At 47.7% G+C, this 24,650-nt stretch carries 21 protein-coding genes; 13 read left to right on the top strand and 8 right to left on the bottom strand.

The genetic code is table 11. The features are described 5' to 3' along the window. Positions 1–21: 21 nt before the first annotated feature. A complete protein-coding gene (locus NF212_RS17345; protein WP_434361873.1) occupies positions 22–1,428 on the bottom strand; it encodes an L-serine ammonia-lyase in 1,407 nt (468 codons plus the stop codon). Between the two features lie 534 nt (positions 1,429–1,962). Here NF212_RS17345 and NF212_RS17340 point away from each other — a divergent pair. The 5 genes from NF212_RS17340 (at position 1,963) to NF212_RS17320 (ending at position 6,764) form a co-directional block, all read left to right on the top strand. Further along, positions 1,963–2,586, top strand: coding sequence for a helix-turn-helix domain-containing protein (locus NF212_RS17340; protein WP_434361871.1), 624 nt, complete (start codon positions 1,963–1,965; stop codon positions 2,584–2,586). Between the two features lie 93 nt (positions 2,587–2,679). Continuing rightward, a complete protein-coding gene (gene gcvT, locus NF212_RS17335; protein WP_434361869.1) occupies positions 2,680–3,798 on the top strand; it encodes a glycine cleavage system aminomethyltransferase GcvT in 1,119 nt (372 codons plus the stop codon). A 293-nt stretch (positions 3,799–4,091) separates the two neighbouring features. Further along, positions 4,092–4,700: a DNA-J related domain-containing protein gene (locus NF212_RS17330; RefSeq protein ID WP_434361868.1), complete on the top strand. Its 609-nt coding sequence runs from the start codon at positions 4,092–4,094 to the stop codon at positions 4,698–4,700. 85 nt (positions 4,701–4,785) lie between these two features. Beyond that, entirely contained in the window at positions 4,786–5,358 is a 573-nt protein-coding gene (locus NF212_RS17325) for an AAA family ATPase (protein ID WP_434361866.1), read from the top strand. A 2-nt stretch (positions 5,359–5,360) separates the two neighbouring features. Further along, positions 5,361–6,764, top strand: coding sequence for a GGDEF domain-containing protein (locus tag NF212_RS17320; protein ID WP_434361864.1), 1,404 nt, complete (start codon positions 5,361–5,363; stop codon positions 6,762–6,764). 3 nt (positions 6,765–6,767) lie between these two features. On the opposite strand, the gene NF212_RS17315 is transcribed toward NF212_RS17320, so the two are convergent. Together NF212_RS17315 and NF212_RS17310 are read right to left on the bottom strand one after the other, a co-directional pair. Further along, entirely contained in the window at positions 6,768–7,577 is an 810-nt protein-coding gene (locus NF212_RS17315) for a DUF2797 domain-containing protein (RefSeq protein WP_434361862.1), read from the bottom strand. A gap of 80 nt (positions 7,578–7,657) precedes the next feature. After that, entirely contained in the window at positions 7,658–8,590 is a 933-nt protein-coding gene (locus NF212_RS17310; RefSeq protein ID WP_434361860.1) for an endonuclease/exonuclease/phosphatase family protein, read from the bottom strand. Positions 8,591–8,915: 325 nt separating this feature from the next. On the opposite strand from NF212_RS17310, the gene nrdD reads away from it, so the two are divergent. The 3 genes from nrdD (at position 8,916) to NF212_RS17295 (ending at position 12,272) form a co-directional block, all read left to right on the top strand. Continuing rightward, positions 8,916–11,036, top strand: coding sequence for an anaerobic ribonucleoside-triphosphate reductase (nrdD, locus tag NF212_RS17305; RefSeq protein ID WP_434361858.1), 2,121 nt, complete (start codon positions 8,916–8,918; stop codon positions 11,034–11,036). A 35-nt stretch (positions 11,037–11,071) separates the two neighbouring features. Continuing rightward, on the top strand, positions 11,072–11,569 hold the full coding sequence (nrdG, locus tag NF212_RS17300; RefSeq protein WP_434361856.1) for an anaerobic ribonucleoside-triphosphate reductase-activating protein: 498 nt from the start codon (positions 11,072–11,074) through the stop codon (positions 11,567–11,569). 175 nt (positions 11,570–11,744) lie between these two features. Next, a complete protein-coding gene (locus NF212_RS17295; protein ID WP_434361854.1) occupies positions 11,745–12,272 on the top strand; it encodes an NUDIX hydrolase in 528 nt (175 codons plus the stop codon). Between the two features lie 111 nt (positions 12,273–12,383). On the opposite strand, the gene NF212_RS17290 is transcribed toward NF212_RS17295, so the two are convergent. Genes NF212_RS17290 through NF212_RS17275 form a run of 4 tightly spaced genes read right to left on the bottom strand, consistent with a single transcriptional unit; the run spans position 12,384 to position 17,447 of the window. Next, entirely contained in the window at positions 12,384–13,316 is a 933-nt protein-coding gene (locus NF212_RS17290) for an electron transfer flavoprotein subunit alpha/FixB family protein (protein WP_434361853.1), read from the bottom strand. After that, complete coding sequence (locus NF212_RS17285; RefSeq protein ID WP_434361852.1) at positions 13,313–14,062, bottom strand: electron transfer flavoprotein subunit beta/FixA family protein; 750 nt, start codon at positions 14,060–14,062, stop codon at positions 13,313–13,315. The genes NF212_RS17290 and NF212_RS17285 overlap by 4 nt, the downstream gene beginning before the upstream one ends. 49 nt (positions 14,063–14,111) lie before the next feature. Then, on the bottom strand, positions 14,112–16,559 hold the full coding sequence (locus NF212_RS17280; RefSeq protein WP_434361851.1) for a GcvT family protein: 2,448 nt from the start codon (positions 16,557–16,559) through the stop codon (positions 14,112–14,114). 9 nt (positions 16,560–16,568) lie between these two features. Further along, a complete protein-coding gene (locus NF212_RS17275; RefSeq protein ID WP_434361849.1) occupies positions 16,569–17,447 on the bottom strand; it encodes a phosphotransferase in 879 nt (292 codons plus the stop codon). A gap of 496 nt (positions 17,448–17,943) precedes the next feature. Here NF212_RS17275 and NF212_RS17270 point away from each other — a divergent pair, with 496 nt between their 5' ends. From NF212_RS17270 to hisN, 5 genes are read left to right on the top strand one after another with little or no spacing between them, the layout of a single operon-like run. Beyond that, the gene (locus NF212_RS17270; RefSeq protein WP_434361848.1) at positions 17,944–19,314 is read left to right on the top strand and encodes a glutamine synthetase family protein; all 1,371 of its coding nucleotides are present in this window, start codon (positions 17,944–17,946) and stop codon (positions 19,312–19,314) included. Between the two features lie 12 nt (positions 19,315–19,326). Continuing rightward, positions 19,327–20,724, top strand: coding sequence for an aldehyde dehydrogenase family protein (locus NF212_RS17265; RefSeq protein WP_434361847.1), 1,398 nt, complete (start codon positions 19,327–19,329; stop codon positions 20,722–20,724). A gap of 3 nt (positions 20,725–20,727) precedes the next feature. Then, complete coding sequence (locus NF212_RS17260; protein ID WP_434361845.1) at positions 20,728–21,903, top strand: iron-containing alcohol dehydrogenase; 1,176 nt, start codon at positions 20,728–20,730, stop codon at positions 21,901–21,903. 10 nt (positions 21,904–21,913) lie between these two features. Beyond that, the gene (locus tag NF212_RS17255; RefSeq protein WP_434361843.1) at positions 21,914–22,621 is read left to right on the top strand and encodes a glutamine amidotransferase-related protein; all 708 of its coding nucleotides are present in this window, start codon (positions 21,914–21,916) and stop codon (positions 22,619–22,621) included. Between the two features lie 19 nt (positions 22,622–22,640). After that, positions 22,641–23,405 carry a histidinol-phosphatase gene (gene hisN, locus NF212_RS17250; protein WP_434361842.1) on the top strand — a complete coding sequence of 255 codons (765 nt, stop codon included), beginning with the start codon at positions 22,641–22,643 and terminating at the stop codon, positions 23,403–23,405. Between the two features lie 49 nt (positions 23,406–23,454). On the opposite strand, the gene gcvA is transcribed toward hisN, so the two are convergent. Further along, on the bottom strand, positions 23,455–24,348 hold the full coding sequence (gene gcvA / locus NF212_RS17245) for a transcriptional regulator GcvA (RefSeq protein WP_434361840.1): 894 nt from the start codon (positions 24,346–24,348) through the stop codon (positions 23,455–23,457). Between the last annotated feature and the right edge of the window lie 302 nt (positions 24,349–24,650).

Here is a 24,650-nt window from a genome sequence, read left to right as displayed (position 1 = left end):
TTGCCGGTATTCTCTGACCGTTTAGCAGTTCACGATATTTATTGGGATAACATTGGTTGCCAGCCCACCGAGTGACGTCTCTTTATATTTGCTCTGCATGTCGAGGCCGGTTTGGTGCATGGTCTTTATGACGCTGTCGAGAGAGACCGAATGATGCCCGTCGCCAGCCAGTGCTAGGCGTACAGCATTTATTGCCTTGATTGCCCCCATGGTGTTCCGCTCAATGCAGGGAACCTGCACCAATCCGTCTACCGGGTCGCAGGTAAGGCCAAGGTTGTGCTCCATGCCAATCTCTGCTGCATTTTCGATCTGTTCCAGTGTTCCACCCATTGCAGCAGCCAACCCTCCTGCAGCCATAGAGCAAGCAACGCCAATTTCTCCCTGACAGCCAACTTCAGCAGCCGATATAGAGGCATTGGTTTTATACAGGGAACCAATAGCAGCCGCTGTGGCGAGGAGCTTACGGACTCCTTCTATATTTCCAGGGGAAACAAATGCTTCGTAGTAGGCAACGATGGCAGGGATAACGCCTGCAGCGCCATTGGTTGGAGCAGTGACCACCCGTCCTCCGGCTGCATTTTCTTCATTAACCGCCAATGCGAACATATTGACGTAATCGGCAGAATCAACAGGAGTGCCATTTTCTTTCTGGGCGTCAAGACGCAGCTTCATGGCTTTCGCCCTGCGCCTTATCTTCAACTTGCCGGGGAGCTCACCTTCCTGATTGATACCCCTTTCAATACAGGCCTTCATGACATGCCAGATGGTATCGATTTTTTCACAAACCAATTGATGGGTTTGTCCTGGCGGGGTATCGCCCGCAGCAAGACGGGCAGATTCGTTCTCGAACATCAGTTCATCAATTGAAAGACTGTTGTCACGGCAATGTGAAAGCAGCTGTTCGGCAGTGTCGAAAGGGTAGGGAAGGGATACGTCTTCTTCTGAGGCTTCGGTTTCCCCCCGTTCAACGACAAAACCACCCCCGACAGAAAAATAGGTTTTGCTGAAAATAGCGTCGCCGTTTTCGTTAAAGGCAGTGATCGACATGCCATTTGGATGCTCTGGCAGTACTTCTGCCATATGGAAAGAGAGGTGCTTATCCCAGATAAAAGGGATAAACCTTTGACCGGCAAAAGGCAGCTCTGTAGTGCCTTTCACCATGTTGACAAGAGTTTCGATATTGTCAGGGTCTATAGAATCTGGCATTTCGCCCATCAGCCCCATCACGCATGCCACGTCGGTTGCATGGCCGTGACCTGTTAAGGCAAGTGAGCCATACAAATCTACCTTTAAGGCAAAGGTCTGTTCGAGAATGCCAGCATTCTCTGCGTCATTGGCAAATCGTGCGCAGGCTACCATTGGTCCCACAGTATGGGAACTGGAAGGGCCTACGCCGATTTTAAATAAATCAAACATGCTGTGACTCATAATGACTCTCCTTGAGTGAGTTATGACAACAGCCCCAATGTGTTTGTCATCCCATTCATATATAGGATGGCTCTTGTTTTGTTTTTATGTGAATTGACACACGTGGTGCCAACATTTGCGTAACATACAAGAGTTGTTTGCTATTCGCAAAATAAATTTCCTATAAGAAACACAAATTCTCACAGTGATATCCTGGTTAAATAATGAACGCATTTTGGTTCAGGATAGGGTTGAAATGTCATAGTGTATAGACCCACAGTGATTTATAGCATTGATATAAAGGGATTAATCTTGGTTTCCAGGCATTGTTAACTAGTATGCTAGCTCATTGTCTATGGAGTTAAAATGTGCATTCTCCATGATGTTTTTTTAAGTTTCCTAAGTTTCCTATAGGAAATATATTGTTAAAAATGTTAACCTGAGCATGTTTTGGATGTCTTTCATGTGCCAGAATGCGTCGCATTGACCTATGCGGTTCTGCGGTGCGAAAGGTAAATGGAATACCTTTAACCTGAAAATATAAGCGGCATAAATATGAGTGAAGTGACAACACAGGACGTCTACCCGTCTATCAGAATTGAGCAGGAAGATGGTTCTGCACCTGAGCCACTCCGTCTCGGAGAGCGCCTGAAAGAGATCCGGATGGCTAACGGGCTGACGTTAGAAGAAGCGAGTCGTCTGACCGGACTGGCGCGATCTACCTTGTCAAAGATTGAGAACGAGCAGATTTCGCCGACGTTCCAGGCTATGCAGAAACTTGCTAATGGCCTAAGTGTTGATATCCCACAGTTATTTGCGCCGCCTAAACAGCAAAAGGCTACTGGTCGCCGGGATATTACCCGGGAGGGAGAGGGAAAGGCACATCCAACGGCAACCTATGAACACGAATTGTTGGCGACACAGTTAACCAATAAAAAAATGATGCCCTTTAAAAGCCGAATTCATTGTCGGCATTTTGAAGACTACAAAGACTGGATCCGCCATGACGGCGAAGAGTTTATGCTCGTTTTAGACGGTGAGGTTTGTTTTTATTCGGAATTTTATGAACCGATTAACCTTGCTACGGGCGACAGCGTTTATTACGACGCCACGATGGGACATATGCTGACATCCGTCAGTGAGGAAGATGCCCTGATTTTGTGGGTGACCGCATCCTGATTCTGTCGAAAGGATGCCTGACAATCTAAGTGCCAGATAACTGGCAATAATGAAAACCGCTGCAGCAAAATGTTGCGGCCGATGGAGTGAATCATGTCTCAGGAACTGAATAAGACACCTCTTCACAACCTGCATCTTGAACTGGGTGCAAAGATGGTCCCTTTTGCCGGCTTCGATATGCCAGTCCAGTATGCCTTGGGGGTACGGAAGGAACACCTTCACACTCGTGAAAATGCGGGCCTTTTTGATGTATCTCATATGGGACAACTTCGCCTTCACGGTGAAAATGCAGCAAAAGCTCTGGAAAGCTTGGTGCCTGTAGACATTATTGACCTGCCTGAAGGCAAACAGCGGTATGCCTTTTTTACCAATGAGCAGGGTGGGATCATGGATGACCTGATGGTATCCAACTTTGGTGATCACTTGTTTGTTGTCGTAAACGCCGCCTGTAAAGACCAGGATATCGCCCACCTGAAAGCGAACCTTCCGTCAGATGTAACGGTGGAAGTGTTAGAAGATCGCGCATTGCTGGCACTACAGGGGCCACGAGCCAGCGAAGTGATGGAAGCGATAAACCCTGATGTCAACAAGATGGTGTTTATGGATGTTGGCACGTTTGAACTTGATGGTGTGACCTGTTTTGTGAGCCGGTCGGGTTATACAGGTGAAGACGGATTTGAAATCTCTGTACCGGCAGACAAGGCAGAAAAATTCTCTCGCCGTCTTCTGGAAGATGAGCGAGTGGAATTTATCGGGTTGGGGGCACGAGACTCACTGCGTCTGGAGTGCGGTCTTTGCCTTTATGGACATGACCTGGATACCTCGACAACGCCGGTTGAAGGCGCATTGTTGTGGGGTATCAGCAAGCCCCGTCGAGCAGACGGTGAGCGTGCTGGTGGTTTTCCGGGCGCAGATATCATTCTCAAGCAGATACAAACAAAAGAGGTGTCCCGCAAGCGTGTAGGTCTGGCTGGCCTGGGTAAAGCGCCAGTGCGTGAAGGTGCAAAACTGTTTAACGGTGACAATGAGGAAATTGGTGTTGTTACCAGTGGCACGTTTGGCCCAACGGCAGAAAAACCTGTAGCGATGGGCTACGTCAAACCGGAATATTCTGCGCTCAATTCAGAAGTATTCGCTGAGGTCCGCGGTAAATTGCTGCCAATGCAGGTAGTCAGGATGCCAATGGTACCGCAGCGTTACTACCGGGGATAATTGCCTCGGGTTCTCCTTAATAATTTAATGTCCAAGTTTGTGCCGGGTGTAATCCCGGCATTTTTTGTTTAGAGAAAAGAAGCTAGCCCACGTTCCCGTCATTTTTCTGTCGGTCAGTCTTTTAAATAAGAATCATAGGAAAAAGTAATTCCGTTAAGTTACGAAATAACCTACGCCAAATCAGATAACTGCAAGGTATATACAAGCACAGGCATGGTAGTTGCTTAAAGAAAAGCGGATGCACAGCTAAGAAAAGTGTCTTATAAATAGCAAAGACGGTGAAGGGGGAGCTGATGCTGGCAGAATATAATGACGATGTTGAAAATCCGTTGATTTGGCCGATTTTGGAGATTCTGCAGAAGGAAGCCAAGCGTTGGATGGTCCATCATCTGCTGGCAGAACTGCAAAAAGAACAAATAATTGAAACGCTCGATGACGATCCCAACCTTGATCTTTTCAAGCGTAATTTCCTCATAATGAACGCCCTTTACCAGCTGCAAATGATGCTTCTTCCACGGCAATGGCTTCAGGTTGAATCGATGGATATCCGCCTGATGTGGGCAACCTCTTCGACAAGTGATTCCTGCCAGGTTAATGCAGAAGATCCGCTGCGCCAGTACTACATGAACTGGTCAAATTACGATGCAAACAGCGAAGAAGTGGACGAGCTGCTGTCGTCTTTTTGGCGCAAATACCATAAAAAAATTGGCGCAAGTTCTGAAATTACACTTGATCGTCGTCAGGCACTTTCAGTATTGGGTTTGGATGAAAATGCTTCGGACAGAGATATTCGGCGCTCGTGGCGGAAAATGGCGTTGAAATGGCACCCGGATCGTCCTCAAGGAGATGCGACTGTTTTCCGTCAAATGTGTGAAGCATGGCAAAGCTTAAGATCTGAATAAACCATCAAATCTGTAATATTCCGCTAAAATACAACAAAGTGCATAATTCCTCTTTTGATTGGTGTTTACAGGACGCCTGAATTCTATGCTATTGCCAAATTATTCTGAATTTACAAAACCGTTTGTTATTTCCGGTGGACCGGGAGCAGGTAAAACCACCCTGATGCGATCGCTGTCCAGGCTGGGGGCGGTAACTTACGATGAAGTGTCCCGCACCTTGATTGAGCGGGAACTAAGATCTCCAGAACCCATCTTACCCTGGACAAATTTGCCTGCGTTTGCCCACTTGTGTTTTCAAGAAATGGAAGCGCAGTTGAAAGCATCTCTCTGCAATGAGCAACTGTCCTTTGTTGATCGTGCTATCCCAGATATTGTTGCCTACCTGAAATTAGGCAATGAAAATTTATTGGCTGACGATCTGGTCGTACCCGAGGGATACCAGCGAATGGCATTCATGTGCAAGCCAGAAGCTTCAATCTATTTGGTTGATGACGTCAGGCCACATCCATTTGAGGAAGCATTGGAAATTCACCAATTGTTGCTCGATACCTATCGAATAACGGGGTTTACGGTATTGGAAGTACCTTGGGGGACGCCAGAAAAACGCGCGAATTGGGTTTTGTCTCACTGTGAGACTGTTATCCCTGAAGGAGTGTAGCGATGAAAACCAGGATACTGTCTAGTACATCCGGTTCTATACTACCGATGAGTATCCTGTCGATTTCATTGATTTTTCTGTTTTTTCTTTACACCGTGGACGTTGACCGAAAAACAACATTGGAAGATGTTCGAACAGAAGCGCGTCATATCGCTGAGATAACCGATCTTAGGCTGGAAAATGAACTGGAAGGGATTCATGCAATACTCCAGGATATCGAAACCCTGATGATTGCTTCTCCTACTAACCTTCAACACTCAGTTCGGGAGTATGAAAATCGCGTTAAGATCATTAGCAAAGTAGGTGTCTATTTTTTTGATGATGGTACCCAAATGTACGGTGATGGCAGACCAAACAAACAGATTTTGGAGCAACCATTCTTCAAGCTTTCAGAGAAATCCCCATTTTATTGGCAACCCAAAATTTATGATTTTGATGACCCGGATATGAAGGGTCAGTATCTGGTCATGAGTCAACTTGTAGAAGCCTGGTTCAAGCATGTTGTTGTAATTTATATAGATATATCAGCACTTATAGAGCGCCTGAGAACAGACAGTGCAGACGCTTGTAGTGCCTCTGTTATCTTTGACTTACAAGGACATGAGGTTTTTCAGCTGGATAGTCAAGGTTGTGGAATCAGGCTTGGGCAGGATAAGGCATTGCAAAGCACAGTTGGACAATACTGGTATTCTGAAGTCACCGATGAGGTATCCAATTCTGAAAATGTCGTGGCGATGAAGGAGAATACGGACTGGGCGTACGGAGTGCTGACTGTTGAAGACACAAGTAGTGCAATGGGGCCTTGGCGTGAGCGCACAGAAATACGCTTGCTTGTGTGTACATTATTTCTTGCGGTGGTGATCTGGCTGTTGAGAAAAATCCATCTGTTTCAAAGAGAGCTCCAGAATATTGCAATGCATGATGCTTTAACGGGTCTGGGAAACCGCCAGTATTTGGAGCGAAAAATTCCTAAACTTTTAAAACAAGCGGATAAACTGGGATCGGCATTCTCGCTCATTTTACTGGACTTAGATCATTTCAAAAAAGTGAATGACCGATACGGCCATGATATTGGGGACGAAGTACTGATTTCGTGTTCTGAGGTGCTCAGGAAAAATGTACGGGATTCTGATTACATATTTCGTGTTGGGGGCGAGGAGTTTCTGATTTTGCTTCCTGAGGCAGATGAAAGAATTGCCAAGAGTGTGGCGGAGCGCATCCGTGAGGCTATGCCAGTATCTCATCCAAAAGGGACAACCGCCAGTTGTGGCATTGCAACGCGGAAAAAAGGTGAAGATGTCGGTTCTCTGACAAAACGTGCAGATATGGCCCTCTATTACTCCAAGGAAATGGGGAGAAACTTAGCGACAACTTACTCCCCATCACTTTCAACCTGGGAAATCTAACCGTTAATCTACATCTACTTCATAACTGGTGAATTTCCGGAGATTAATCACTCCTGAATCCAAAATCAGGTATTGGCCTTTAATGCCCTTCAATATACCGGAGACCTCCGGTTGCTTATCGAAGTTAAAAGATGTCACTTTTTCCGGGTGCTCCTGAACTGGGTATTCAATTTCAACAGGTTCGCCCTGGACCATTTGAATGGCATCCCAACCGTGCAGCAGGTTCAGGTGATTGAGCCTTGTCGCAACTTCCTGCAAAAGCCGGCGCGCCTCGCGATCGAGGTCGATCTGCTCATTGTCACCTTTGAGCATCGCTCGCCAGTTTGTTTTATCAGCAATGTGCTTAGCCAGCTCTACTTCAACCAATCCCGCGATATGGCGAGTGCGGGTTTTCAGTATAGGGAGAGCCTGGGTCGCCCCCTGATCTATCCAGCGGGTAGGGATCTGGTTTTCTCTGGTGATACCCACTTTCAAGCCGGAAGTGTTTGCAAGGTAAACATAGTGGGGCGTCATGCAGAACGTCTGTGCCCATTCCGGCTCGCGGCAGGTACCTTGATCAAAGTGGCAGGTTTCTGGTTTAACAATACACATATCACAGCGCGCCAGCTTCTTCATACATGGGAAGCAATAACCTTCGGAATAGCTCTTGTTGGTTTTTGTGCCGCAGTTGGCGCAGAAGATATTGCCGGTGAAGTGAAGCCGGATGTTTTCACCAATACGATGGTTGATGTCGAGGCTGTTTTCGCCCAAACGGATTGAATATTTTACAGGCTTGGTCAGGGAGACCGCCATTTTGTCGAGTGTTCCTTTCATTGCTTCCACATTTATTTGTTTTTTAATGGGACCAGTTTACATGGCTGCCTTCACAAATGCATCGACGCGGCTTCAGTTAGTTATTCATTCACCGTAACAACGACAGGGCAGTGATCGGTGAGCCTGAAATGCATGACGTCATGAGGGTCAAAGCTGATTTGACGGCTGGTGTAACGCTTGTTGCCAAGCCAGTTTTGAGATACCAGGATATGGTCGATAAGGCGGGTGTAAATGTGGGTTTCCCAGCGTTTGCTTTTCCTGTTTATTCGACGGACTTTACAGTAGGCCCTGGTGTTTTGAGTAAGCAGTAAGGGCTCAAGACCTTCGCGGGTATAACGGTTCAGTCTCGTTATCACTTCGTTAGGCGTCTTGCTTAAATAATGATTGAAATCACCGGCAATCATATAGGCTTGGTTATTTCGTTCACGTTCCCTAATCCAGTTCCCTAATGCATCGGTTTGCTGGGACAGTTTGATACAGTTGTACCGCTTCATGTTCCTGCCATCGAAGCACCCTGACTTTAAGTGTACTGATAGAAGATGGAGAGGTTTGTAACCATCTTTTTGTATTTCGATATATGTGCCGTACCGGAGGTTAGTTTCATTGAAATAACTGGAGAGGCTGAGTGCACGGTTATCTGCATGGTCGATGACAGTAATGCCACGTTTTACTGCAAAACCAGTGTACTGGGTTGAGCGAAGAGATTGGCGGTTTCCAGGGCCTTCTCGGGAGTGGCGATCGGAAATGTATAGGTCATAGAGTTGAGGACTGAATACTTTTCTGAGTACTTTCAGTGAATCGACTTCCTGTAACGCAACAACATCTGGATCAATTTGGCTGACTACCTTTTGAAGTTGAACATAGTCTTCTGGTTTCCGGTGCCCTTCAGTGATATCCCCTTTGTCAGAAAGCCATTCCATATTCCACGTCATGATTGAAAATGCAGATGAGGGCGCACTGCTCACCAGCATTAAAAATATAACCATCACTTTAGGGAATAATTTAGCCTTCATCTCTCTACCAAACTGCTGTAACAGTGAGACTATGGGAAATTATGGCTGCTTTTTCAACGTATTGGTGCTTTGTACATCAACTGTCAAACCTAACTGTGAGTGAAACCACAATCGTTATCTTTGCAACCGTTTCAAGACAACTTTTAGATGTCGTCTATATCATTGAACACATCCGACGCGCTTAATGCGGTGCCATGATCTAAATCAAAGTATTGTATTGGCCAAATCCGTTTAATACCCCACATATTGTGCCCGAGCGGATAAGTGACACAACATTTTGTGTTTACGTAACGTTAAAGATTGCAAGTTGTGTCAGGAGAAAATGGTGAAACCAACGATAATAAAGCGTGATGGCGGAAGAGTACCGTTCGATATTCGTCGTATTAAAGATGCGATATTGGCGGCAGCTGAAACCGTTGCAGACATGGATGCTGACTATGCCGAAACCGTTGCAGCTAAAGTGCTGGAACAATTCGAGGATCGTCAGAAAGTTGAAATTCACGAAATTCAGGATGCCGTTGAAGATCACCTGATGGCCGGCCCTTACAAGGCAGTGGCCCGTGCTTACATCGAGTACCGTCACGACCGTGATCGCGTGCGCGAGGAAAAGAGCCGCCTGAGTAACGAAATCCGGGGCCTGGTTGAGCAAACTAACTCAGATATCCTGAACGAAAACGCAAATAAAGACAGCAAGGTTATCCCTACCCAGCGCGACCTGCTGGCAGGTATTGTTGCCAAGCACTATGCGACGCAGTATATGCTGCCACGCCGAGTTGTCGATGCCCATGAGCAGGGCGACATTCACTACCACGATCTTGATTATTCTCCGTTCTTCCCGATGTTCAACTGTATGTTGATTGATCTGGAAGGCATGCTTACCCACGGTTTCAAAATGGGTAATGCAGAAATAGACACGCCAAAGTCTATCCTGACGGCTACAGCGGTAACCGCACAAATCATTGCTCAGGTAGCCAGCCATATTTATGGTGGCACGACTATTAACCGCATCGATGAAGTATTGGCTCCCTATGTCACTTCAAGCTACCTGAAGCACAAGCAGGTGGCAGAGGAGTGGAACATTCCAGAGGCAGAAACCTATGCCCGAGCCCGTACTGAGAAAGAGTGTTACGATGCGTTCCAGTCACTGGAATATGAAGTAAATACCCTGCATACCGCGAACGGTCAGACACCTTTTGTTACCTTTGGTTTTGGCCTGGGCGACACCTGGGAATCACGCCTTATCCAGCAATCTATTTTGAAAAACCGCATTCACGGTCTGGGCAAGAACAAGAAGACGGCTGTTTTCCCGAAACTGGTTTTCGCTATTAAAGATGGCCTGAACCTGAAGCAGGACGATCCGAACTACGACATCAAGAAACTGGCGCTGGAATGTGCGTCCAAGCGTATGTACCCGGATATCCTCAACTATGACCAGATTGTCAAAGTAACCGGTTCGTTCAAAACACCTATGGGTTGCCGCAGCTTCCTGGGTGCTTACGAAGAAGATGGCAAGCTGATCCATGAAGGCCGTAACAACCTGGGTGTCGTCAGCATTAACCTGCCGCGCATTGCGATGCGAGCTGGTGGTGATGAAGCCAAGTTCTATGAACTGCTGGATGAAATGCTGGACGTTTCCCGCGAAGCGCTGGATACCCGAATCCGACGACTGGACAATGTGAAAGCCCGTGTTGCGCCTATCCTGTATATGGAAGGGGCTTGTGGTGTTCGCCTGAAGGCAGACGATAACGTCAGTGAGATCTTCAAAAACGGCCGCGCATCTGTTTCACTGGGATACATCGGTATCCATGAAACCATCAATGCACTGTATGGCAACGGTACACACGTTTATGACGACGAAGCCCTGCGCCAGAAAGCGATTGCAATTGTGCAGCACCTTCGCAACGCAACGGATGCCTGGAAAGAAGAGACCGGCTACGGCTTCAGCCTTTACAGCACGCCAAGTGAGAACCTGTGCAGCCGTTTCTGTAAAATCGACACCCGTGAATTCGGCTTGATCGATGGCGTCACTGAGAAAGGCTACTACACCAACAGTTTCCACCTGGATGTTGAGAAGAAAGTTAACCCGTACGACAAGATTGATTTTGAAGCGGCTTACCCGCCGATCGCGAACGGTGGCTTTATTTGTTACGGCGAATACCCGAACATCCAGCACAACGTTGAAGCGTTGGAAAATGTCTGGGATTACAGCTACGACCGCGTGCCTTATTACGGTACCAACACACCGATTGATGAGTGTTATGAGTGTGGATTTACCGGTGAGTTTACCTGTACCAGTAAAGGTTTTGTTTGCCCTAAATGTGGCAACCATGACTCTTCAAAAGTATCAGTTACCCGCCGCGTATGTGGTTACCTCGGCAGCCCTGATGCCCGTCCGTTCAACGACGGCAAGCAGGAAGAAGTAATTCGTCGCGTAAAACACATGTAGCCGCGCAAAACACATATAAAAGTAAGAAGGGTATTGTGAATTATCATCAGTATTACCCCGTTGATGTGATCAACGGACCGGGAACCCGCTGCACCGTGTTTGTATCGGGCTGTATTCACCAGTGCCGTGGCTGCTATAACCAGTCTACCTGGCGCTTGGATTCCGGCCATGCATTTGATAAAGCAATGGCTGACCGGGTAATTGCTGATTTGAACGATACCCGCATCAAGCGCCGTGGATTGTCACTCTCCGGTGGTGATCCGTTGCATCCGGCCAATATCCCGGATGTACTGGCGCTGGTAAAACGTGTTCGCGAAGAGTGCGAAGGGAAGGATATCTGGCTGTGGACCGGTTACTTGTTGAGTGACCTGACCGAAGAACAGGCAGAAGTTGTCTCTTACCTTGATGTGCTTATCGACGGCAAATATGTCGAAGAACTTGCTGATCCATCCCTTCTCTGGAGAGGAAGCAGTAATCAGGTTATTCATTGCCTGAGCGATGCTGCACGAATAGAATTCGGCAGTCGCGTTTAACCGAACTCAATGAAAAACTGGCGACTTTCACTTCAGTGAAGTTGCCTGTTTTTGTATCTGTGTATTAACTTTTTATGAACTTACCCTTCAGGGGGGCTGTGTCGGCGCCAGTTTCATATAGGCTGTCCCTGATGATACTGGCCGAAAGACTAAAACAGAGAGCAATTCTGACACTATGCAGCATTTGATTACCGCGGTTCACCCAGAGGTTGAAGAACTGCAAGGTACGCAATTTACCCGTTATGCAACACGGGCAATTATTATCCGTGACGACAAAATCCTGATGCTTTACACCGCCCGTTACGATGACTATAGCCTTCCAGGCGGCGGCATTGATGAAGGTGAGGACCCTGTGGATGCGCTGATCCGTGAGGTGGAAGAAGAAACCGGAGCACGAAATGTCCGCGATGTGGAGCCCTATGGCATCTACGAGGAATACCGGCCTTGGTACAAGCCTGACTACGACATCATGCATATGGTGAGTTACTGTTACCGCTGCACCATTGATGCCAAGCTGGGTCAGACTCGATACGAAGATTACGAAGCGAAAAATGGCATGGAGCCGGTTTGGATTTCCATCCACGATGCCATAGCCCATAACGAACATGTTCTGGCGCACAGCGAAAAGAAAGGGATGTCTGTCGAACGGGAAACATATCTTTTGAAACGCCTTTTAGACGAAAGGGAAGATGTTCTCAGCTGAAAAAATATGCCCATGGGAATATGGCTGATATCCATGGGCATCGTTAGGAAAAAAAGAGGCCGGGTCAAATACTTCACCGGCAATTACCTACCATTGGGCTGTAGTCGAACGTTAAAGCTTTGATTCAATCTCCGGAATGACTTCAAACAAATCACCTACAATGCCGAAGTCACATACCTTAAAAATAGGGGCATCCGGATCTGAGTTGATGGCGATAATGGTTTTGCTGTCTTTCATCCCGGCGATGTGTTGAATAGCGCCTGAAATACCCACAGCGAAATAGACATCCGGTGCTACAACTTTTCCGGTCTGCCCAACCTGCATTTCATTGGCTGCAAACCCGGCATCTACAGCTGCCCGGGATGAACCAACTGCCGCACTGAATTTTTTCGCCAGACCATACAAAAGATCGAAATTCTCTTTAGACTTAAGGCCGCGTCCTCCGGAAATAACCACTTTTGAGGTGGTAAGGTCAGGTGTATCAGTGTCTATGACCTCTCGGGTAATAAACTCAGCACCGGACGGTTCAGGTCTTGCACTTAGGGTTATTACATCGCATTCGGTCCCGGTAACTGGCGCCGCTTCAAAAGCAGTAGTCCTTACCGTGGCGATAACTTTGCCGGTATTTACCCGGACAGTTTCCAGTACCGTGCCAGCATAAACAGGGCGAACAAAGGTATGTGAATCCACGACAGTCACGACTTCTGACAACTGGGATGAATCAGTCAGGGCTGCAACGCGAGGGAGGAAATTTTTCGCGAAAGATGTGTTGGCTGCCAGAATGTGGCTGTAATCATTTGCCAGCCCCGTGACCAGGTCAGCCGTGTTTTCCGCCAGGCCATACTGGAAGTTCGTGGAGTCGGCGATAAGAACACACTCGACGCCTTCGATTTTAGATGCCTGGCTGCCCAGCGTACTGATGTTATGACCAACTATAAGCAAGTCGATGGCATTGCCAATCTGGACGGCTGCAGTAACAACACTAAGGGTCCTTTCTGACAGGTTTTGCTGGTTGTGATCAGCGATAACGAGTGTTCTGCTCATGCCAGGTACTCCCTTAAGTTCGTTTTTTCAATGAGATCGTCTACGCTGTCGACAATCTCACCGGGTGGACGGGCTTTGGGTGCTGACAGGCTAACACGGGTCAGTCGAGGTGCTGTATCTACACCGAAATCACTGACATTTGCCTTTTCTATAGGTTTGCGTTTCGCTTTCATAATGGCTGGCATAGAAGCAAAGCGTGGTTCATTGAGGCGCAAGTCAGTTGTGATCACAGCGGGCAGGGATAACTTGAGTTTTTCCATCCCGGTATCCACTTCACGTGTGACGACAACGCTGCCTTGATCAACTTCTACCTTGGAGGCGTATGTGCCTTGGGGAAAATGACAAAGTGCAGCAAGCATTTGACCTGTCTGGTTGTTGTCACCGTCAATGGACTGTTTTCCTAAAATAACCAAAGACGGTTGTTCCTTCTCGACCACGGCGGCAAGCGTTTTAGCGATGGCAAGCGGCTCAAGTTCAGATTCGGACAGAATGTGAAGCCCCCGGTCAGCACCCAGCGCGTAAGCTGTCCGTATCTGTTCTTCGCACTTATCTGGTCCGATAGACACAGCAATTACTTCTGAGGCAGTACCTTTTTCTTTGAGCCGGATGGCTTCTTCCAATGCTATTTCGCAAAATGGGTTAATTGCCATTTTGGTACCGTTTAAATCAATGCCTTCACCGCTGTCCTGGATACGGACGCGAACGTTGGCATCGACTACACGTTTAATGGGCACAAGTATCTTCATGATGTCCTCCGTGGGGAGGTACGGGCTTACACGCCCGTACCGACCCCAATTACGCCTTCACTTTTTCCATCTTAGGGTCGTACAGGGCTCCCAAATGAATCTCGCAGGGCACTCGCTCACAGGCCACTTCGAGCTCATAAGTTCCTTCTTTTAAGTAATCGGTTGAAACGCCTTCCGGGTGGCGGACATAGCCATAGCCGATGTTTTTCTCGACGGTGTAACCCCAACCACCGCTGGACAGGTAGCCGACTCGCTCGCCATTACGGTAAATCGTTTCCCGCCCTAACAGGACAACATTGGGATCAGCGACTGTGAAACAGGCCAGACGTTTGGTGAGAGGGGACCCGGAACGTACTTCCAGAGCCGCACGCCCCTTGAATGCCGTATCGCCTTTCAGCTTCACGGCCCATCCAAGGCCTGCTTCCTGTGGGGTGTTGTCTGGCGTAAGGTCAGAGCTCCACACCCGGTAGCCTTTTTCCAGTCGCAGTGATTCAATTGCGCGGTAACCAGCATTACGGATACTGAATGGCTTACCTGCCTCCATAAGAGCGCAATAAACGTCCATACCCGCTTCGTGTGGCATGTGCAATTCCCAGCCCAGCTCGCCGACAAAGGTTACACGGAGGGCCCTGACAGAATGTCCCGCAATATCGATGTGCTGAACGGTACCAAATGGGAACTCGTCGTTACTGACATCGGCTGGTGTGATTTTTTCCAACACATTTCTGGCATTCGGACCCATCAGGGACAGCGTTGTCCAGCCTTCTGTGATGTCTTCAAGCGTGGCGTCCATGCCGTCGGGGATATTGGCTTCTATCCATGCATAGTCATGGGTTCGGAAACCGGTACCGGTAACGATGTAGTAAGCGTCTTCAGCGATGCGCCCAACGGTGAGGTCACACTCAATGCCACCGTTGTCATTCAGCATTTGCGTATAGATCAGGGAGCCTACCGGTTTATCAACGTCATTTGCACAAATCCAGCTCAGTGCAGACACTGCATCCTTGCCCTTCAGGATGAATTTTGCAAAGGAGCTCTGGTCGAAGACTACGACAGAGTCACGGGCAGCCTTATGTTCTTCACCGACAGCATCAAACCAGTTCTGGCGACCATAAGAGTAGACGTCTTCAGCGATGGTGCCTTCCGGGGCAAACCAGTTAGGACGTTCCCAGCCACTCTTGGAACCGAAGCATGCACCTTGCTCCTTTAATACATCGTAGAGAAGGGACGTCAGCATAGGCCGGCCGCTCTTATACTCTTCGTGTGGCCAGCTCATGGTGTAGTGCTTGCTGTAGGCTTCAAGTGTACGGTCACAGACGAATTTGTCATTTCTGTATACCTGACTGAAACGGCGAATGTCGACCGGCCACAAGTCCATAGGCGGTTCACCGGCAAGGACCCACTCTGCGAGAGCTTTGCCCGCACCGCCGCCTGAAGCGATACCGAATGCGTTGAAACCGGCACCGACGAAGAAGTTTTTCACTTCAGGGGCTTCACCGAGGATGAAGTTTCCGTCTGGTGTAAACGATTCAGGGCCGTTGGTCAGTGTTTTGATTCCCGCAGTTTCAAGTGCCGGAACACGAATAAGGGCCTGTTCCATCAACTGTTCAAAATGTTCCCAGTTTTCATTGAGCAGAGAGAAATAAAAGTTCTTTGGAATACCATTTCTTGCCCAGGCGATTGGGTTCGGTTCATAGCCCCCCATTACCAGGCCACCAACTTCCTCTTTGAAGTAGATAAGACGGTCCGGGTCACGAAGGGTGGGGAGATCCCCTGGGACACTGTGGGTGGTCAGGGGTTCAGTGACCATGTACTGGTGCTCAACAGGTTGAAGGGGAACGTTGACGCCTGCCATACGCCCAACTTCCTTGGCCCACTGACCACAGCAGTTAACCACCTTCTCACACTTGATGGTGCCGTGCTCGGTGACGACGCCTGTGACAACGCCGTCAGTCACTTCAACATCGATTACCTTGGTGTCTTCATAGATTTTTACACCACGCATTCTGGCACCTTTAGCCAGCGACTGGGTGATATCGGACGGGTTCGCCTGGCCGTCTGTTGGCAAGAAAGCGGCACCGACAACATCAGACACATCCATCAAGGGCCAAAGGTCCTGTGCTTCCTGCGGGGTTAACAGTTCCATCGGCAACCCAAAACTGTGTGCCGTGGTAGCCTGACGCTTTACTTCAATCCATCTGTCTTTGTTACAGGCCAGACGCAAGCCGCCATTCATTTTCCAGCCGGTAGCAAGACCGGTTTCCTTTTCCAGGTTTTTGTAGATTTCAACCGAGTTTTTTAACAGCTGGGTAATGTTGGCAGAGCTTCTTAACTGGCCAACCAGACCGGCAGCATGCCATGTAGAGCCGTTTGTCAGTTTGCCACCCTCGAGTAATACAACGTCTTTTGCGCCTTCCTTAGCTAAGTGGTATGCCGTGCTGCAACCAATGATCCCGCCACCGATAATGACGATTTCTGCTTGTGTAGGATGTGTCATGATTAATTCCTATATTATTGCTTTGTATTCTTTGTACGCGGTTTCAAAAACTTCGAGGTTTTGCTTTGTGTAGTTTTTAAAATCAAAATCAATGGTTGAATGGTGTTCTGATACCATGCTCCACATGGATTCCCTTAAGGCTGATGCACATTTCATGGCATTAAAACTTCGCCATATTTTTGCGTTGACCTCAGCCTCAAAATAATTTTCGAGCAACCATATTTCCTGCTCTTCGGAAAGAGAGATATTTGCTGATAGGTTGGCTAAATCAAATAGTGGGCTGTTAAACCCGCCATAGTCCCAATCGATAAGCCAAATTTTCTCACCTTGTTGAATAAAATTTGCAGCAAGCATATCGTTGTGACAAAAAGCCATGGTTACGCGGCCAACCGCTTTTTCAAGCTCATGGTTAATATTCATCAGCCTTGGAAGCAGTGAAATATATTCGCTGTTATCTTCCTTTAGTGTCCCTGCGTAGTTCCTGTTTACCTGAAAAACCCAGAAAAAGAGAGAACCGGCATTTAAATGTTTGGGTATTTCATCATGGCAGTTTTTCAAAACAGGGATAACTTTTTCCAGTGTTGTGTTGTTCCGCATTTGATCACTGGTCAGTGTTTCTCCATCTATAAAATCCATGATTAACGCTTCAGGCGAACAATAGAGGATTTCCGGTGAAATGCCTGCTTTAAAAGCGGCCTGGCTGGCATTAGCTTCATTAAAACGCATTACACCATGAACCGGGATGTCTTCACCTAACCGGACGACGTAGTACTTGCCGCCATGCTCGACTTTGAAATTGGTGTTGGTGATACCACCGGATAGGGGCTCTACTACAACCGGGCCGGTCCAAAACGGAAGCTTTTCTACCTGGTATATCGCATTGTCCATTGCGTATCCTCGTTTCACGTCTCTCTGTGACAACTGTTATCTGTAATGTTTTGTATATGTTGCACTTCTAAGCTTAGAGCCTTGATTTCTTACGTGCTGGTTACTTATGTGTGGCAACCTTTCATTAACATTCTACGGGTGGGGTGCAGGAGTGTGCACACGATTAATTTTAGTGGGAGGGGCAAAATTTTCTGTTGACTGCAATTGTCTACACCGTTGCCTACTAAAAAATGAAACCTGGCGTGTTATTCGAGGCTTTGGGAACCTGGTTATAAGGGGCAGGCTGGGACGAGGGGATATGAGAATTTCTAGTTGGCTTCAATAAATTTACTCATTTGATTAGCGGCTTTTCTTTTGTTGCTATACCGCTAATTGCAGGTAAATAGTTTTTGGATATGAGCCTGTAATTAAATTAAGCGGTGTAAGCGGTTCATAATAACCACTTCATTAAAGGATTAATAACGGTTCTGTTGCGTTAAAATAATAAGGAACAGTTATGTTAGAGCCAAGGGATGTAAAAACATCTTTAGATGCAAAACGTATTGTAGAAGAAAGAAACCTCAAATATGTAAAAATTGGCCTTTTCGATATCGATGGGGTTATGAGAGGAAAATACCTGAGTAAGGAAAAGTTTTTCTCTGGCTTGGATAATGGCCTGGCATTTTGCGATGTTGTTTTAGGGTGGGATTCAAAAGATAAACTCTATGATAACGCTTTGTACACTGGCTGGCACACTGGCTACCCCGATGCACCGGTTAAATTAGTTCCAAGCTCCTGCCGTTCAGTTCCATTTGAAGGGGATATGTTGCTCTTTATTGCTGAATTTGACGGTGCGGCTGAGCAACTTTGCCCCCGAGGTGTGTTAAAACGGGTATTAAAGCAGGCTGAAAATCTGGGATTTAACGTGACGGCTGCTTTTGAGTATGAATTTTTCATGTTCCGGGAAACGCCAGAAAGCATTCGTGAGAAAGGGTACCGCAACCTTACACCGTTAACCCCTGACCCTTTCGGGTATTCCGTAATCCGGAACTCAACACATGCTGAGCTCTATAACGATATTCTGCAACTGTCCCATGATATGGACTTCCCGATTGAAGGGCTGCATACCGAAACCGGACCGGGCGTTCTGGAAGCCGCGCTGGTATACGATGAAGCATTGAAATCAGCGGACAAAGCCGCACTGTTTAAAACCTTTATAAAGGTGTGGGCACAGAGAAACAACCTGATGGCAACCTTTATGGCCAAGTGGTCCCATGAAGAAGCCGGGCAAAGTGGCCATATACACGTGTCCATGACTGACAAGGATGGAAACAGCGTCTTTTTCGATCCGGACCAAACCTACAACATGAGCAATACCCAGCGTCACTTTCTTGCTGGGCAGCAACAATACATGCCTGAGTTCCTTGCGATGGTGGCCTCTACAGTAAACAGCTACAGCCGGATGGTACCAGGGGTCTGGGCCCCGTTAGACGCGACATGGGGTACTGAGAATCGCACTACCGCATTAAGGATCATCCCTGGGAACAGCAAATCACAGCGTGTTGAGTACCGGCTGGGTTCTGCTGACTCCAACCCTTACCTGGCGCTTGCTGCGGTTATTGCCTCCGGTTTGCAAGGCATAGAAAACGAGCTTGAGCCTATATGTGAGGTAAAAGGGAACGCCTATACACAGTCATTTCCTTCTGAATTATCCCTGCCTTCCACTCTGGGAGAAGCAGCATCACGATTTGGCGCGTCAGAAATAACGAAAAAGTACCTTGGAGAAGATTTTGTATACCACTTTGCAGCAACCCGGGACTGGGAAGAAAGAGAGTTCCGGCGCCATGTTACTGACTGGGAACTCGACAGGTATTTTGAAATTATTTAAGGAACACTGAAAATGGAAAATGTACAGCAAACGATATCGCCTATTGATGGTTCAGTCTATGTAGAGCGAAAGCTGGCTACTGACAAGGAAGTTTCTGCGGTTGTTGAATCTGCAAAAGCTGCGCAGAAGAACTGGAGTTCAACACCGCTGGAAGTGCGTGCAGAAATTTGCCGTCAAATGTTGGTGGAATTTAAATCTCAGGAAGAGGCTATTTCAAAAGAGCTGGCGTGGATGATGGGTCGGCCTGCCCGCTATGGCAAAAATGAAGTGGCCGGGATGATTGAACGCGCTGAATACATGATAAATGCTGCACCGTCTGCCCTTGCTTCATTGGAGTTAGGGCCCAAAGTTGGGTTCAAGCGGTATATTAAAAAAATACCGGTAGGTGTGGTGTTGGTTGTTGCCCCTTGGAATTACCCCTACCTTACCGCTATCAATTCCATCATCCCTGCGATAATGGCGGGCAACAGTGTCATATTGAAACATTCAGCACAAACCCCTTTGTGTGCTGAGCGTCTGTATAACGCATTCCATGCAGCGGGTTTGCCAGAAGGTGTTTTCCAATTCCTCCATATCAGCCATCAGTCCACTGCTGTGTTGATTAAGAACCCAAATATTAACTATGTCGCTTTTACCGGGTCAGTTCCCGGAGGGGAAGCCGTAGAGAAAGCCGCTTCCGGGCGTTTTATCGGTGTTGGGCTAGAGCTGGGTGGCAAAGACCCCGTTTATATTCGTGAAGACGCTGACCTTGATCTGGCAGTGGAAGCAACAGTTGATGGTGCTTTTTTCAACAGTGGTCAGTCATGCTGTGGTACAGAACGGATCTATGTCCACAAGAGCATTTACGAAACGTACCTCAAAAAAGCCGTTGCCCTTACCAAAAATTACATTCTGGGTCGGCCTGATGACCCAGAGACAACGCTAGGTCCAATGGTGAAATCCGGCGCTGCTGATTTTGTCCGTCAGCAAATTGCTGACGCCATTGCCAGAGGGGCGGTTCCCCACATTGATGAAAGCTTGTTTCCAGATAGTCAGCGAGGTACGGCATACCTGGCACCCCAAATTCTAAGCCGGGTAGATCACTCCATGCGGGTGATGACGGAAGAGTCCTTTGGCCCTGTAGTTGGTGTGATGGCGGTTGAAAATGATGACCACGCCATCGGGCTGATGAATGACTCTGAGTTTGGCCTGACAGCCGCTGTATTCAGCCAGGATATTGAAAAGGCGATTGAGATCGGCGAGCAGGTGGAAGCCGGTACGTATTTCATTAACCGTTGTGACTACCTGGATCCGGGGCTGGCATGGACCGGGGTTAAAAACTCCGGGCGAGGATGTACGTTATCTGTTTTGGGGTATGACGCCTTTGTCAGACCGATGTCTTTCCACATCAAAGTGAATGCGGGGGATTAAGCAATGATGCCTAACTGTGTAACGCAAAGATGGAATTACCCAACAGATATCCGTGTTGGAGCCGGTGCCGCGGGCAATATTACACACCTGTGTATCGAAAAAGGAATGGCATCACCTCTGGTAGTAACTGACAAAGGCATGGCTGAAAGCGATGTTGTCAAAGAAATCCTGTCACTTTGCCGTGAAGCTGACCTGAATGTGGCACTTTTTTCCAACCTGGAGGGAAACCCCGGTAAAACCAGTGTGAAAGAAGGTATCAATGCGTTTATTTCCGGTGACCATGACGGCGTGATTGCGATAGGCGGTGGTTCTGCTCTGGACGTAGGAAAAACGATAGCCGTAGCAGCACTTCAGAATCTGGATATCTGGGACCTGGATGACAATGGCAGTGCCTGGCAATATTTTGACCCGTATAAAATGGTCAACACCATCGCGATTCCGACGACTGCCGGTACTGGATCTGAAGTGGGACGTGCAGCTGTTATCACCGATGAAGAGTCGCATACAAAACGCGTGCTTTTTCATCCTCGCATGCTGCCGGCTGTTGTGGTCCTTGACCCCAAAGTCACGGTAGGTTTGCCACGAACACTGACTGCTGCTACGGGCATGGATGCACTGTCCCATGCACTGGAGGCCTACTGCAGCCCATCATTCCATCCAATGGGGGAAGGTATTGCACTAAATGCAATTTACCTGGTGCACGAGCATTTGGTACAGGCTACAGAAAATGGTGAAGATCTGACTGCACGTATGGGAATGCTGACGGCGTCCATGATGGGGGCTACTGCATTTCAAAAGGGGCTGGGGGCAATGCACGCACTGGCTCACCCGTTAGGGGCAATATATGGCAGTCACCACGGATTACTGAATGCCATCCTGATGCCCTATGTTCTTGTTGCGAACAGGGCGGCGATAGAAAGTAAAATTTGTGTACTTGCCAGGTACCTGGATTTGGAAAACCACAGCTTTGAAGCTTTTGTTTCATGGATTCTGGAGCTTCGGGAAACGCTGGGAATTCCACATTCACTGGCTGACATCGGAATTAATGACGGTCAGGCTGAAAAAATTGGCCTGCTTGCCAAAAGCGACCCTTCTGACGGCGGTAACCCGGTCAGCCTGTCAGCGGTCGACTACAGTAAGTTGTTTATCCGGGCTGTAAACGGTCTGTTGGAAGGGTAGGGAGCCGATTATGCACATTGGCATACTTCTCTGTGATGAGATGGCTCCTGCATTGCAGCCAGACTTTTGCGGTTACCCTGATATGTTCAGCGACTTTTTTTCGATGTCACCTGTACCAGTGAAAATGCGGTTCTATCAAGCTTTTAAAGGGGAGCTGCCGGATAACGTAGACGAGTGTGATGCATATGTAACAAGTGGTGGCAAATACAGCGTATATGAAGATCTCCCTTGGATTCGCCAACTGGAAGATTTTGTACTTACTCTTTATGAGAAAAGAAAAAAGTTTGTAGGGATATGTTTCGGACACCAGCTGATCGCGCGTGCTATGGGAGGGATCGTCAGGAAAGCGGATTCCGGATGGGGAATAGGTGTAAAGCCAATAAACCTCAGTGCTCCCTTGGACTGGATGATCCCATTTAAGCCACAGATAAATTTACTGATGAGTCACCAGGATCAAGTAACTGAACTGACCCGAAATGTTCAGGTGTTAGGCGGAAGTGATTTTTGCCCTTTTGGTATGATTTGCGTGGACAACACTCTTTTGGGGATTCAGGGGCACCCGGAATTTACCAAAGATTATGCACGGGCACTGATGGAAATGCGTCGTGACAGGATTCCGCCATCAGTTATAGACGCGGCTGAACACACACTATCTTCACACGAGGACGGTACTTTGGTGTTGAACTGGATTTGCAACTTCCTGTTGGACACAGATTAGGAATAGTGAGGCATCAAATATGGAAGAATATCTGGCTACCGCCCAGACAGCGCTTGAAGCGTCAAAGAAAATTATCAGTCAGTATTTTCGCAATGGCGTTACCGTTGAAGATAAAAACGATGCAAGCCCGGTGACTATTGCAGACCGTAATGCTGAATTGGCTATCCGGCAGGTTATTGAGAGCAACCATCCCTCCCACGCAATACTGGGAGAGGAGCACGGCTATTCCCGTGCACCTTCGGATTTCCAGTGGGTTATTGACCCTATTGACGGCACCAAGAGCTTTATATCAGGGATGCCGACATTCGGCACGCTAATCGCGTTGATGGAGTCTTCAGCCCCTAAAATGGGGGTTATCGACATGCCTATGCTCAACGAACGTTGGGTTGGTATCAAAGGTGGTGGTGCGAAGAAAAACGGTGAAGCCTGCAAGGTCTCGATGAAAGAAAACTTAGATGATGCCATTCTTTACTGTACTGAACCTAATATGTTTTCCGGACAGCAAAAGGCACGGTTTGCAGAGTTGGAAAATGAGGTGAAGCTAAGGCGTTTTGGCGGAGATTGCTACTGCTACGGTTTGCTTGCGTCGGGTTACATTGACCTGGTAGTGGAAGGCAGCCTTCAATACTATGACGTTATGGCATTGGTTCCCGTCGTGGAGGAGGCCGGAGGCATCATTACCGATTGGGAAGGAAACAGCCTTAAAGAAGGGTGGAACGGCCTGGTTGTAGCTGCGGCAACAAAATCACTTCACAAACAGGCGCTGGAAGTTCTCAACAGGTAAGGTCCATTTAAATGACATGAAGGGCGGTGTAATGCACCCGCCCTGAATGCTATTTTTCCCCGCCTATATGTAAAATCCAGTCTTTAAAATCACTGACATGGGCCAACCGGCCACTAAGATCGTTTTTAACAATCAGCCAGTATCCACCCCGACTTTGAATCCGGTGGTTAAAAGGCTCCACCAGTTCCCCTTTTTCCAGTATGCCGTCAATTACCGGTGAGCGGCCCAATGCCACCCCCAGTTGGTTCATTGCTGCTTCCATGGTCAAGGAGGTTTGGTCAAAGCGATAGCCTTTGGCTGGGTCGATATCGGTTACATTGGCGCTTCTCAGCCACATCGCCCAATCTTCAGGGTACAGGTTAATGTGAAGCAACCGGTGTTGCGTCAGATCTGAAGGAGTTTTAATTGCCTTTTCTCCTTGCAGGAAGCTGGGATGGCAAACCGGGAATACCTGCTCAGTAAATATCAAGTGGGCGTTTTCAGCATCGCATTCGCCAATCTCATAGCGAATCTCCAGGTCAAATGCATCGGGGAAAAAATCCGTGTCGTTATCGATTGCTGACAGTCGTATATCAACGTTTGGATGATGAGTCTGGTATTCGCCGATATACCGCAGCAACCACCTTTGCGTAAATGTTGAAGGCGCTTTGATGTTTAACCTGACAGTTTGGGATTCTGCATAGAGGTCCTGATAACTTTCTTCAATCAGGTCAAGTGCATCTGACAACTTTGGGAGGATCGCTTTGCCTGCATCAGTTAAATTCAGGCTTTGGTGGGCCCGGGTAAAAAGTGTAACCCCCAGGAATTCTTCCAGTGATCTCACCTGATGGCTTACGGCTGCCTGCGTTACATGTAACTCTTCTGCAGATTTTGTGAAGCTTAAATGTCTTGCTGCTGCTTCAAAAGACTTCAAGGCATTGAGTGGTGGTATCTTCCTTGTCATTAACCCTCTCCGGCCGTTGTTACTTATAATTTCTCTAGTGATGAGTATAGACCTAATCACCATGGTTTTATCTTTGGTTTTATTCTTGATGTATATGATTTATTGAAAGAATAAATTGGAATGGCAAATGAAATCACCGTTCGCTAGTGTTGTTTTTAACATGATTTTATGATGCGACAGTAAACCAATTATTCGGATGTGACATTATTCACGACTTTCACGACTTTCTATCGTGTAAATAAAAATTTCCCGTCTTATACCCAAACCACCTCAATATGCAGTTTTCAGCGAGAATTATTGGC

The sequence above is a fragment of the Parasalinivibrio latis genome, from assembly GCF_036825535.1.
Taxonomy (GTDB): Bacteria; Pseudomonadota; Gammaproteobacteria; order Enterobacterales; family Vibrionaceae; genus Parasalinivibrio; species Parasalinivibrio latis.
The sequence above is the reverse complement of the archived record's forward strand: the minus strand, read 5'-3'. Positions and strand labels throughout refer to the sequence as shown.